The organism is Acidovorax sp. Root275, from assembly GCF_001428965.1.
Lineage (GTDB): Bacteria > Pseudomonadota > Gammaproteobacteria > Burkholderiales > Burkholderiaceae_C > Acidovorax > Acidovorax radicis.
In genome coordinates this window covers 81,106-93,853 of sequence record NZ_LMJH01000007.1, presented here as the reverse complement: position 1 = coordinate 93,853, position 12,748 = coordinate 81,106, and the positions used below count along the sequence as shown (strand labels likewise).

11 protein-coding genes are annotated in these 12,748 nt (G+C 63.2%); 2 read left to right on the top strand and 9 right to left on the bottom strand.

The window, feature by feature from the left end:
* Positions 1-172 precede the first annotated feature (172 nt).
* From ASE52_RS09805 to ASE52_RS09780, 6 genes are all read right to left on the bottom strand, one after another.
* Positions 173-1,213 (bottom strand): amino acid ABC transporter substrate-binding protein, encoded by a 1,041-nt coding sequence (locus ASE52_RS09805; protein WP_010457880.1) that lies wholly within the window; start codon positions 1,211-1,213, stop codon positions 173-175.
* Between the two features lie 25 nt (positions 1,214-1,238).
* Positions 1,239-1,799, bottom strand: a complete 561-nt coding sequence (locus ASE52_RS09800) for a GNAT family N-acetyltransferase (protein ID WP_057225749.1) — start codon at positions 1,797-1,799, stop codon at positions 1,239-1,241.
* 82 nt (positions 1,800-1,881) lie between these two features.
* Positions 1,882-3,216 carry a phosphoglucosamine mutase gene (glmM, locus tag ASE52_RS09795; RefSeq protein WP_010457877.1) on the bottom strand — a complete coding sequence of 445 codons (1,335 nt, stop codon included), beginning with the start codon at positions 3,214-3,216 and terminating at the stop codon, positions 1,882-1,884.
* A 105-nt stretch (positions 3,217-3,321) separates the two neighbouring features.
* Complete coding sequence (gene folP / locus ASE52_RS09790; RefSeq protein ID WP_057225748.1) at positions 3,322-4,149, bottom strand: dihydropteroate synthase; 828 nt, start codon at positions 4,147-4,149, stop codon at positions 3,322-3,324.
* A gap of 116 nt (positions 4,150-4,265) precedes the next feature.
* The gene (gene ftsH, locus ASE52_RS09785; RefSeq protein WP_057225747.1) at positions 4,266-6,188 is read right to left on the bottom strand and encodes an ATP-dependent zinc metalloprotease FtsH; all 1,923 of its coding nucleotides are present in this window, start codon (positions 6,186-6,188) and stop codon (positions 4,266-4,268) included.
* Between the two features lie 175 nt (positions 6,189-6,363).
* On the bottom strand, positions 6,364-7,026 hold the full coding sequence (locus ASE52_RS09780; protein ID WP_057225746.1) for an RlmE family RNA methyltransferase: 663 nt from the start codon (positions 7,024-7,026) through the stop codon (positions 6,364-6,366).
* 47 nt (positions 7,027-7,073) lie between these two features.
* On the opposite strand from ASE52_RS09780, the gene ASE52_RS09775 reads away from it, so the two are divergent.
* Positions 7,074-7,547 (top strand): YhbY family RNA-binding protein, encoded by a 474-nt coding sequence (locus ASE52_RS09775; RefSeq protein WP_010457873.1) that lies wholly within the window; start codon positions 7,074-7,076, stop codon positions 7,545-7,547.
* Positions 7,547-8,323 (top strand): hypothetical protein, encoded by a 777-nt coding sequence (locus ASE52_RS09770; protein ID WP_057225745.1) that lies wholly within the window; start codon positions 7,547-7,549, stop codon positions 8,321-8,323. The genes ASE52_RS09775 and ASE52_RS09770 overlap by 1 nt, the downstream gene beginning before the upstream one ends.
* A 36-nt stretch (positions 8,324-8,359) precedes the next feature.
* Here the strand turns inward: ASE52_RS09770 and ASE52_RS09765 are convergent, their stop codons facing one another.
* From ASE52_RS09765 to carB, 3 genes are all read right to left on the bottom strand, one after another.
* Positions 8,360-8,809 (bottom strand): DUF4149 domain-containing protein, encoded by a 450-nt coding sequence (locus tag ASE52_RS09765; RefSeq protein ID WP_010457871.1) that lies wholly within the window; start codon positions 8,807-8,809, stop codon positions 8,360-8,362.
* 11 nt (positions 8,810-8,820) lie between these two features.
* A complete protein-coding gene (gene greA, locus ASE52_RS09760) occupies positions 8,821-9,297 on the bottom strand; it encodes a transcription elongation factor GreA (protein ID WP_010457870.1) in 477 nt (158 codons plus the stop codon).
* Between the two features lie 181 nt (positions 9,298-9,478).
* Entirely contained in the window at positions 9,479-12,745 is a 3,267-nt protein-coding gene (carB, locus tag ASE52_RS09755) for a carbamoyl-phosphate synthase large subunit (RefSeq protein WP_057225744.1), read from the bottom strand.
* Between the last annotated feature and the right edge of the window lie 3 nt (positions 12,746-12,748).

Below are 12,748 nucleotides of genomic sequence, written 5' to 3'. Positions count from 1 at the left end.
GGCAACCGCATCGGGTGGAACAATTAGATAAAATGGCCTCTGGCGCTTGATACACAAGCGTTAACAGCTATTTATTTAATAGCAAACAAAATTCAAGCCGCCGGAAGACCGAACATCCAGCGCCTCACCGCCCAAGTTGACCCCAACCCACCGAGATCAGCGGATCAGCGGATCAGCGGATCGGGAAGGCGTACATCAGGCCCTGCTTGTTCCACAGATTGTTGAGACCACGTGGCAGCGCCAGAGGCGACTTCTGACCGACATTGCGCTCAAAGATCTCGCCATAGTTGCCCGTGGTCTTGACAGCGCGCAGCAGCCAATCACGGTCCAGCCCAAGCAGCTTTCCGGTGTCTTCCGAGGAGGTCCCCACGATGCGCTGCACCACCGGCTGGGTACTGCTGGCCTTCAGCTGGTCCGCATTGGCCTGCGTCACGCCGTGCTCTTCGGCTTCGATGAGGCCGTAGATCACCCACTTGACCACGGCAAACCACTCGTCGTCACCCCGCCGCACCAAGGGCCCCAGGGGCTCCTTGGAGATCAGTTCCGGCAAGATGGTGTGTGTTGCCGCGCCTTGCGGAACACCACTGCGCAGGGATGCCAGACCCGATGCATCGGTGGTGAACGCGGTGCAGCGGCCTGCCAGATAGGCGGACGTTGCAGCATCCACCTTCTCGAACATCACGGGCTTGATGTCGAGGTCGTTGGCACGGGAATAGTCAGCCAGGTTCTTTTCGGTCGTGGTCCCCGACTGCACACACACGGTCTGCCCCTTGAGCTGGCGGATGTTCTTGATCTTGCTCTTGGCAGGCACGATGAAGCCCTGGCCGTCGTAGTAGGTCACGGCCGTCTGGTGCAGGCCCAGCGATGCGTCACGTGCCAGCGAGAACGTGGTGTTGCGCGACAGCACATCCACCTCACCGGATTGCAAGGCGGTGAAGCGTTGTGGCACGTCCAGCGGCACATACTTGACCTTCTGGCCATCGCCCAGCACTGCGGCGGCAAGCGCCCTGCAGACATCGACATCGAGGCCTGACCACTTGCCGCTGGAGTCCGCCATCGCAAACCCGGCCAGCCCGGTGTTGACGCCACACACCACCTGCCCGCGCGCCTTGATGCCATCGAGTGTCTTGCCCGCATGGGCGGCGGGCGCCGCGAGCAACCCCGCCAATGCAGTGGCGCCCACCGCGGCGATCTGGCTCAGAAATGTCTTCATACGGTCTTGTCTCCCGGAAAATGATTCAGAGTGCCGCAGGTGGCGCAGCCTCTGCCCCATCCAGCATCTTCTGCAGGAACTGGGCTTGCCCCATGCTGGGGTCGAGCGTGTAGGCGGCAAAGCCTTCCCGTTCATATGCGCGCAGGGCACTGTGGTTGCCTGAAAGCACTTCCAGCGTGAGCTTGCAGGCACCACGCTCGCGCGCCAGTGCCTCCACCGACTGCAGCATGCGCTGGGCAATGCGGTGACCCCGCCAGCCGGGCGCCACCACCACGTCATGCACGTTGACCAGGGGCCGGCACGCAAAGGTCGAAAAACCCTCCAGGCAATTGATCAGGCCCACGGGCACCTCGCCATGCAGCGCCGAGGCGTCAGCCGCCCATGCGATCACGCTGAAAGCCTGCGGCCGCTGGCGCAGCGCCTCGGGCAAGCCGCGCTGGACCTCGGCACTGAGCGGAGCGCCGCCACCCGCCACGTCCCTTGCATAGCCGTCGAGCAACTCAACCAACGCCTGGGCTTCCCGGGCGTTGCCATAGTCCACGGGGCGGACGGTGATGGCGGAGGGTGTGTCAGTGTTTGAAGGCATCAATGGTTCGGGGCTGGCGGTAAAGACATCAGCGTAGCGGATCGCACGGCGTGCCCACCGGTTGAGAGGGCCTGCGGAGCCATCAGCCGGCACGGGCCGCGTCGGCCAGCTTCTGCGCACAGGTGCTGGCCTGCTGCGCGTCGCGCGCTTCCACCATCACCCGCAGCAGCGGTTCGGTGCCGCTCGCGCGGATCAACACACGGCCCGATGCGCCCAGCTCCTGCTCAACCGCCTGGGTGGTGTCTGCCAGCAAGCGGTTGGCTTTCCAGTCCTGGCCAGGGGCCAGGCGCACATTCAGCAGCACCTGCGGATAAAGCGTGATGTCGGCCAGCAACTGCGCCAATGTGCGGCCGCTGCGCACACAGGCCTGCAGCACCTGCAGTGCGCTCACCAAGCCGTCACCGGTGGTGTGGCGGTCCAGCGCCAGCAGGTGGCCCGAACCCTCGCCGCCCAGCACCCATTTGTGCCGTGCCAGTTCTTCGAGCACATAGCGGTCGCCCACCTTCGCACGCACAAACTTCACACCCCGGGCCTGAAGCGCCACCTCCACGGCCATGTTGGTCATCAGGGTGCCCACGACACCCGGCACATGTTCATCGCGGCCCATGCGGTCCGAAGCCATGAGGTACAGAAGCTCGTCGCCGTTGTACAGGCGCCCCGTGGCATCGACGATCTGAAGGCGGTCCGCATCGCCATCGAGCGCAATGCCATAGTCGGCGCGGTTGGCGCGCACGGCCCGCACCAGTGCATCAGGGTGTGTGGCCCCTACCTCGTGGTTGATGTTGAGGCCATCGGGCGAGCAGCCTATCGACAACACCTCGGCACCCAGTTCGTGGAAGACCTTGGGCGCCACCTGATAGGCCGCACCGTGTGCCGCATCGACAACGATCTTGAGGCCCTTGAGGGTCAGGTCCTGCGGGAAGGTGCTCTTGCAGAACTCGATATAGCGGCCAGCGGCATCATCGAGCCGCCGCGCCTTGCCCAGGCTGGCCGAATCGGCCCACACCGGTGGCTCGCCCACAGCGGCCTCTACGGCCTGTTCCCAGGTGTCAGGCAGCTTGGTGCCCTGTGCGCTGAAAAACTTGATGCCATTGTCGGGATAGGCGTTGTGGCTGGCGCTGATGACCACCCCCAGGCTTGCACGTTGCGCACGGGTCAGGTAGGCCACGCCTGGGGTGGGCAAGGGGCCCAGCAGCACCACGTCCACACCGGCGGAGTTGAAGCCTGACTCCAGCGCACTTTCCAGCATGTAGCCCGAAATGCGGGTGTCCTTGCCGATCAGCACGGTGGGTCGGTCCTCGGTCCTGCGCAGCACACGCCCGACGGCATGGGCAAGGCGCAGAACAAAATCCGGGGTGATCGGTGGCTGCCCGACGGTGCCACGAATCCCATCGGTTCCAAAGTATTGGCGCGTCATGTTCTAGCGTCTCCTCGTATGAATCTCATTGTTTGTTATCCACGGCCAGAGGGCCTGGCATGCGCTCATTCATACAACGCCCCAGACCACCCAAGACCGAATCCATCAGGCCGCTTGCATCGCGCGCCACACGGCGAGCGCCTCCACCGTTTCGCGGACATCGTGCACGCGCACCACCGAAGCGCCCCGCTCCACGGCCAGCACGGCGGCCGCCACACTGGGCACCATGCGCTGCTCTACCGCCAAGCCCGTCACCGCGCCCAGCGATGACTTGCGGGACCAGCCTGCCAAAAGAGGATAGCCCGCAGCCCGCAACGCCGACTGGTGCGCCAGCAGCGCAAAATTCTGCTCCACCGTCTTGCCAAAACCAATGCCCGGGTCCAGCACAATTCGAGGCTTATTGACCCCTCGCGCTTGTATATCAAGCGCAGAGCGCTCCAAAAAGTATAGCACCTGCGACACCACATCGCCCTCCATCGGGGCCGCCTGCATGGTCTGGGGATCGCGGTGCATGTGCATGAGACAGACCCCGCATTGCGGGTGCGATGCCACCACCTCCGCCGCCCCCGGCTGGCGCAGCGCCCAGATGTCATTGACGACGTCGGCGCCCAGGTCCAGCACCGCGCGCATGACCTCGGGCTTGTAGGTGTCGATGGAAATGGGCACCCCCAGGGACACCGCGCCCTCCACCAGCGGCACCACACGCGCCAGCTCTTCGTCCAGAGGCACCGCCGGGCTGCCCGGGCGCGTGGATTCCCCGCCAATGTCCAGAATGTGCGCGCCGTCGCGCAACAACTGCTCGCAATGCCGCAGGGCCGCCGCAGTAGAGCCATGGCGCCCGCCGTCGGAGAACGAGTCCGGTGTGACATTGACGATGCCCATCACACGGGGCTCTGTCAGGTCAATGGAGAAACGGGAGGTCTGCCAGATCATGAGAGCATCGAGAAAAGGTCACGGGCACCTTCCTTTTGAAGATCAGGAAGCAGCACGACACCGGCCATGAAAAACGGGGCACAAGGCCCCGTTTCAACGAATGGACCGGCCAGCACTCAGGCGGCCGATGGCGCGGTGTCCGTCGTCACCGCAGGCGTGCCACCGCTGGAATTGTCACCGCCCGATGAGGGAGGCGTGCGTGGCGTCCAATCCTTCGGAGGACGGGGCTCCTTGCCAGCCATGATGTCGTCCAACTGCTCGGTATCGATGGTTTCCCATTCGAGCAAGGCCTTGGCCATGGCGTGCATCTTGTCGCTGTTCTCCTCGATCAGGCGGCGGGCCAGGTTGTACTGCTCGTCGATGATGCGACGCACTTCCATGTCCACCTTTTCCATGGTCTGCTCGCTCATGGTGGTGGTCTTGGTCACCGAACGGCCCAGGAACACTTCGCCTTCGTTTTCTGCATAGACCATGGGGCCCAGCGCATCCGTCATGCCGTAGCGGGTGACCATGTCGCGCGCAATGTGCGTGGCACGCTCGAAGTCGTTGCTGGCGCCGGTGGTCATCTGGTTCATGAACACTTCTTCGGCAATACGGCCACCGAACAGCATGCTGATCTGGTTGAGCATGTACTCGCGGTCGTAGCTGTAGCGGTCTTGTGCAGGCAGGCTCATCGTCACGCCCAGGGCACGGCCGCGGGGAATGATGGTGACCTTGTGCACCGGGTCGCACTTGGGCAACAGCTTGCCGATCAGGGCGTGGCCAGACTCGTGGTAGGCCGTATTGCGGCGCTCTTCCTCGGGCATGACCATGCTCTTGCGCTCGGGGCCCATCAGGATCTTGTCCTTGGCCTTCTCGAAGTCCTGCATTTCCACGGTGCGGGCGTTGCGGCGCGCAGCCATCAGGGCCGCTTCGTTGCACAGGTTGGCCAAGTCGGCACCGCTCATGCCGGGCGTACCGCGGGCGATGATGCTCGGGGCCACGTCCTGCCCGATCGGGATCTTGCGCATGTGCACGTTCAGGATCTGCTCGCGGCCACGGATATCAGGCAGCGTCACGTAGACCTGGCGGTCGAAACGGCCGGGGCGCAGCAGCGCAGCGTCCAGGATGTCGGGGCGGTTGGTCGCAGCCACCACGATCACGCCCAGGTTGGTCTCGAAGCCGTCCATCTCGACCAGCATCTGGTTCAGGGTTTGCTCGCGCTCGTCGTTGCCACCACCCAGGCCCGCGCCACGCTGGCGGCCCACGGCATCGATTTCATCGATGAAGATGATGCAAGGGGCGTTCTTCTTGGCGTTGTCGAACATGTCGCGCACACGGGCCGCGCCCACGCCGACGAACATTTCCACGAAGTCCGAGCCCGAGATGCTGAAGAACGGCACCTTGGCTTCGCCCGCGATGGACTTGGCCAGCAGGGTCTTGCCGGTACCTGGAGGGCCCACCAGCAGCAGGCCGCGGGGAATGCGGCCGCCCAGCTTCTGGAACTTCTGCGGGTCCTTCAGGAAGTCCACAACTTCCTTGACTTCTTCCTTGGCCTCGTCGCAACCCGCAACGTCCGCGAACGTGACCTGGTTGTTGTTCTCGTCGAGCATGCGTGCCTTGCTCTTGCCGAAGCTGAAGGCACCGCCCTTGCCGCCGCCCTGCATCTGGCGCATGAAGTACACCCACACGCCGATCAGCAGCAGCATGGGGCCCCAGCTGACCAGCAGGGTCATGAGCAGGGAGCCTTCTTCGCGGGGCTTCACATCGAACTTGACGTTGTTGTTAATGAGGTCGCCCACGAGGCCACGGTCGAGGTAGGTGGCCGTCGTGCGGATCTTGCGGTCGTCATTGGTGACGGCCACGATCTCGGTGCCGCCCTGGCCTTCCTGGATGGTCGCGCTCTTGATGCGGTTGCTGCGGACTTCCTCCAGGAATTCCGAGTAGCCGACGTGGCCTGCGCTGGCGCCAGAACGGGTGTCAAACTGTTTGAACACCGTGAACAGCACCATGGCAATAACGAGCCACACGGCAATTTTTGAAAACCACTGATTGTTCAAGCGGGGCTCCAGTTGCGGAAAACAGAAAACGGACACACTGCCGTCATGGCACGCATGTGCGGCCCATTTTAGGTGTTTCAAGCCATCCGGCCATCCCTATTCCCCCTAGCGGCCATGGAAACAGCACGGGCTTTGGGGTCGGATTTCACAGATTCTTGACTTGAGGCAAGCCTCTTCAGGGGGCCTTCTTGAGGCCCATGCCCACCAAAAAGGTTTCGGACGATTTATCGCGCGAGGCCTTGGGCTTCAACGGTTTGACCACTTTGAAGGTCTGCTTGAACAGCGTGACGAGATCACTGTAACCACTGCCGTGAAAAAGCTTGACAACGAGGGCCCCATCCGGTTTCAAATGGTTGCAAGCAAACTCCACGGCCAGCTCGACCAGGTGGGCAATGCGCGCCGCATCGACCGATTCGATACCGGACAGATTGGGGGCCATGTCCGAAACCACCACATCCACCACCTTGCCATCGAGCGCTGCCTCCAGCCGCCCCAGCACGTCGGCCTCTCGAAAATCTCCGTTGATATAGGTGACGCCCTCGATGGGTTCCATGGGCAGGAGGTCCAGCGCAATGATGGTGCCATTGAGCTGGCCCGCTGCAGCCCCAGCCGGCGACATGCGCCTGCGCAGGTACTGGCTCCAGGCGCCAGGCGTGGAGCCCAGGTCCACCACGGTATACCCAGGCTTGATGAGACCCAGTTGTTCGTCGATTTCCTTGAGCTTGTAGGCTGCGCGGGCCCGAAAACCCTCTTTGTGGGCCAACTTGACATAGGTGTCGTTGACATGGTCATTCAACCACGCCTTGTTGACCTTCTTGCTTTGGGTTTTGACTTTCATACAGCTCCATTGTCTCTCGACAATCCGCACCGTCGATAATACGGCCCATGCCCCAAATTCAACTGACTCCCGCCGAGCGCCGGGAACAACGCGCCAACGCCCACCACCTGGACCCCGTCGTCCTGATCGGCGGCGATGGCCTGACGCCTGCCGTTCAGAAGGAAATCGACGCTGCCCTGAATGCCCACGGGCTGATCAAGGTGCGTGTTTTCAACGACGACCGCGTGGCCCGGGAACTGATGTACCAGCAGCTCACCGCAGAACTCAACGCTGCACCGATTCAGCACATCGGCAAGCTGCTGGTGCTCTGGCGCCCTCAGCCGGTCAAGGAGCGCACGGTCGATGAAGACCGCATGCCCGGCCCGCGCGACGTCAAGGTCCTGAAGTACAGCAAGCGCGGCGGCCAACGCCCCGAGATCAAGCAACTGCGCGTGCTGGGCAACCAGCGCCTCACTTCGGGTGGGCAGATCAAGCGCGCCAAGCCCAAACAAAAATCCATCAAGAAGCGCCAGGCGGACTGATGAGCCCTGAAGCAGTCCCTGCAACCTTTGCAGCACCTGCCGGCACGGCGCCCGCCCGCCACGTCCTCTGCATGAAATGGGGCACGAAATACGGCCCCGAATACGTCAACCGGCTTTACGCCATGGTGCGCCGGCACCTGAGCGGGGACTTTCACTTTGTCTGCCTGACCGATGACAGCGCCGGTATCCGCAGCGAGGTGCAATGCCTGCCCATCCCGGCGCTCGATCTGCCGCCGGGCATTCCCGAACGGGGCTGGACCAAGCTGGTCACTTTCAGCAAGGACCTGCACGGACTCCGGGGCACGGCCTTGTTCCTGGATGTAGACGTGGTCATCACCGGCCGCCTGGACGATTTCTTTACTAGGCCGGGCGAGTTTCTGATCATCCACGACTACAAGCGCCCCTGGCGCGTCACGGGCAATTCATCGGTCTACCGGTTTGAACTCGGGGCGCACCCAGACGTGCTGGAGCACTTTCGCGCGCATTTCGCAGAAATCCGCGAACAGTTCCGCAACGAACAGGCTTATCTCTCGGATTTTCTGCATCGGCAAGGCAAGTTGCAGTACTGGCCCGAAGCGTGGTGCCCGAGTTTTAAATACCACGGCATACCGACTTGGCCGACCAACTACTGGCGCGCCCCGTTCGTGCCAGCCGGTGCGCGCATCGTGATTTTTCATGGGGAGTGCAATCCGCCCGATGCACTGACCGGGCGGCGCAACCGGCGGTTTCGCTACATCCGACCCGCGACCTGGGTAGCAGAGCATTGGCGCGAATAGGTGGCCCTACCTCGGACTGAGAGCCCAGGCCACGACTCAAGCGCTGTCTGGCCCATCGGCGGCAGATGAAGGCTTCAGATCGTGGCGCAGCGTGTGCCACAGCACGGCCAATGCGCAGCACCACTGAAGCACATACATCACCGTCCCCACGCTGTGCCACAGGCGCAGATCCTGCCGCGCCACAATGCGCGGTGCTACGCCAAACTGCGTGAGCAGCGCCAGCAGCAGACCGCCAAGTATGAAAACCATAGCAGCTTGTGCCCATGGATACTGCGCTACGGCCTGTTTTGGCCTTGAAACCAGCAGCAAAACCAGGCAACAAGCCACCGCTACCCACGTCTGCGCCGCGAACAGCTTGGCCGCCATGTTGCCCGCCACCATGGGCGACGGAAGGTGGGCAAACAGCATCGGAACCACCAGAAACCCAATGGTGGTCAGGCTGCCCCACCAGAGGGCAGCCACCAAAGCGGGGAGGCGATGGAGCATGCCGCGCCTGTTCACTGGTAGCTGACCGCCACCACTTCGTAGCGACGAACGCCGCCGGGCGCCTGCACTTCGGCAGTGTCGCCCTCCTCTTTGCCGATCAGTGCCCGGGCAATGGGGCTGGAGATATTGATCAGGCCGAGCTTCAAATCTGCCTCGTCTTCGCCCACGATCTGGTATTTCACCATATCGCCAGACTCTTCGTCCTCCAGTTCGACCGTCGCGCCGAAAACGACCTTGCCACCGCCGTCCACACCGCTCGGATCAATCACCTGGGCCACCGAGAGTTTGCCCTCGATCTCCTGAATACGGCCCTCGATAAAGCCCTGGCGGTCCTTGGCGGCGTCGTAGTCGGCGTTTTCGCTGAGGTCGCCTTGAGCGCGCGCTTCGGCAATAGCCGTGATCACGCCCGGGCGCTCGACGGTCTTGAGGCGGTGCAGCTCTTCCTTGAGCTTTTCAGCGCCGCGCTTGGTAATCGGAATGGTGGCCATCGTGTTGCGTCTCCAAAAGTCAAAACGGTGAAAGCGCCAAGAGCACTTCCACCGGTCAGTCACCACATCACGCCCGGGCTGCGCAGGGCGATACAAATGGCAAGTCTACAAAAGGAAACCGCCGCACGTTGCCGCGCGGCGGTGTCTGTTCAGGCGAAGATTATGCCGCTTTTGCCGGGGCTCAGGCGGCCAGTTGGGCGTGCAGCTCCTGCACCGAATAGACGTCGAGCTTGTCCAGGTACTTCATGCCTTCCACCGCCGCCTCGGCGCCAAAGATGGTCGTGAACGTGGTCACCCGGGCCAGCAGCGACGAGGTACGGATGGCACGCGAATCGGCAATCGCATTGCGGCGCTCTTCCACGGTGTTGATGACCATAACAATTTCGTTGTTCTTGATCATGTCCACGATGTGCGGGCGGCCTTCGGTGACCTTGTTGACCACCTTGACCGGCACGCCGGCCGCTTCAATCGCAGCGGCCGTGCCCTTGGTGGCCACGAGCTCGAAGCCCAGGGCGACGAGCTGGCGTGCGATGTCGACAGCGCGCGGCTTGTCCGCGTTCTTCACGGTCAGGAACACCTTGCCCGACGTGGGCAGCTTGGTGCCCGCGCCGAGCTGGCTCTTCACGAAGGCTTCGCCGAAGGTCTTGCCCACGCCCATGACTTCGCCGGTGGACTTCATCTCGGGGCCGAGGATGGTGTCCACGCCCGGGAACTTCACGAAGGGGAACACGGCCTCCTTCACGCTGAAGTACGGGGGCGTCACTTCCTTGGTGATGCCTTGCGATGCCAGCGTCTGGCCGGCCATGCAGCGCGCGGCCACCTTGGCCAGCTGGATGCCGGTGGCCTTGCTCACGAAGGGCACCGTGCGCGAGGCGCGCGGGTTCACTTCCAGCACGTAGATCACGTCCTTGCCGTCCACTTCCTGGATGGCGAACTGCACGTTCATCAGGCCGACCACGCTCAGGCCTTGGGCCATGGCGGCGGTCTGGCGCTTGATCTCGTCGATGGTCGGCTGCGACAGGTAGTACGGCGGCAGCGAGCAGGCGGAGTCGCCGCTGTGCACGCCCGCCTGTTCGATGTGTTCCATCACGCCACCGATGAAGGTGACGCCGGCCGAGTCGCGCACGCAGTCCACATCGCACTCGATGGCGTTGGAGAGGAAGCGGTCCAGCAGCACGGGCGAGTCGTTGCTCACCTTGACGGCTTCGCGCATGTAGCGCTCCAGGTCACGCTGCTCGTGAACGATTTCCATCGCGCGGCCACCCAGCACGTAGCTGGGGCGCACCACCAGGGGGTAGCCCAGGGCGGCGGCCTTTTCCAGGGCCTCGGGTTCGGTGCGCGCAGTCGCATTGGGCGGCTGGCGCAGGCCGAGCTCGCCCAGCAGCTTCTGGAAGCGCTCGCGGTCTTCGGCGGCATCGATCATGTCGGGGCTGGTGCCGATGATCGGCACGCCAGCAGCTTCCAGGCCGAGAGCGAGTTTCAGAGGCGTCTGGCCGCCGTATTGCACGATCACGCCGACCGGCTTTTCCTTGTCCACGATCTCCAGCACGTCCTCGAGCGTCACAGGCTCGAAGTACAGGCGGTCGGAGGTGTCGTAGTCGGTGGAGACAGTCTCGGGGTTGCAGTTGACCATGATGGTCTCGTAGCCGTCCTCCCGCATTGCCAGCGCCGCATGCACGCAGCAGTAGTCGAACTCGATGCCCTGGCCGATGCGGTTCGGACCACCGCCCAGCACCATGATCTTCTTGTTGTTGGTGGGCTCCGACTCGCATTCCGCGACGCCGCCGTGCGTGGCAGCTTCGTAGGTGGAGTACAGGTACGCCGTGTTGGTGGCGAACTCGGCCGCGCAGGTGTCCACGCGCTTGTACACCGGGCGCACCTTCAGAGCGTGGCGTGCTTCGCGCACGGCCTTTTCGGTGGTCTTGAGCAGCTTGGCCAGACGGCGGTCGGAGAAGCCCTTTTGCTTGAGCGTGAACAGCGTGCCCGCGTCGAGCGCCGCCAGGGCGCCCTCGCCTTTTTCGGCCACCAGCTTGTCGATGTCGAGCTCGATCTTCACGATCTGCTCGATCTGCACCAGGAACCACTTGTCGATCTTGGTGAGGTCAAAGACTTCGTCCACCGACAAACCCATGGCGAAGGCATCGCCCACGTACCAGATGCGCTCGGGGCCGGGCTCGCCCAGTTCCTTTTCGAGCACTTCGCGGTCCTGGGTTTTCTCGTTCATTCCGTCCACGCCCACTTCCAGGCCGCGCAGGGCCTTCTGGAAAGATTCCTGGAAGGTACGGCCCATGGCCATGACCTCGCCCACGGACTTCATCTGCGTGGTCAGGCGGCTGTCGGCCGTGGGGAATTTTTCGAACGCGAAACGCGGGATCTTGGTGACCACGTAGTCGATGGAAGGCTCGAACGATGCGGGCGTGATGCCGCCCGTGATCTCGTTGCGCAGCTCATCGAGCGTGTAGCCCACGGCCAGCTTGGCTGCGACCTTGGCGATCGGGAAGCCCGTGGCCTTGGAGGCCAGCGCCGACGAGCGCGAGACGCGCGGGTTCATCTCGATCACGACCATGCGGCCGTCTTGCGGATTGATCGAGAACTGCACGTTGGAGCCGCCCGTGTCCACACCGATCTCGCGCAGCACTGCCAGGGACGCATTGCGCAGGATCTGGTATTCCTTGTCGGTCAGCGTCTGCGCGGGGGCCACGGTGATCGAGTCGCCGGTGTGCACGCCCATCGGGTCGAGGTTCTCGATGGAGCAGATGATGATGCAGTTGTCCGCCTTGTCGCGCACCACTTCCATCTCGTACTCCTTCCAGCCGAGCAGCGACTCTTCGATCAGGAGTTCGTTGGTGGGCGAGGCTTCCAGGCCGCGCTTGCAGATGGTCTCGAATTCTTCGGGGTTGTAGGCAATGCCGCCGCCCGTGCCGCCCAGCGTGAAGCTGGGGCGGATCACGGTGGGAAAGCCCACGCTCTTTTGCACAGCCCAGGCTTCATCCATGCTGTGGGCGATGCCCGAGCGCGCGGATCCCAGACCGATCTTGGTCATGGCGTCCTTGAACTTCAGGCGGTCTTCGGCCTTGTCGATGGCCTCGGGCGTGGCGCCGATGAGCTCGACCTTGTACTTGTCGAGCACGCCGTTGTGCCACAGGTCCAGCGCGCAATTGAGCGCGGTCTGGCCGCCCATGGTGGGCAGGATGGCATCGGGGCGTTCCTTGGCGATGATCTTCTCGACCGTCTGCCAGGTGATGGGCTCGATGTAGGTCACGTCGGCCGTGGCCGGGTCGGTCATGATCGTCGCGGGGTTGCTGTTGATCAGGATGACCTTGTAGCCCTCCTCGCGCAGCGCCTTGCAGGCCTGTACGCCGGAGTAGTCGAATTCGCAGGCCTGGCCGATGATGATCGGGCCAGCGCCGATGATGAGAATGCTTTTGATGTCTGTGCGTTTTGGCATGGT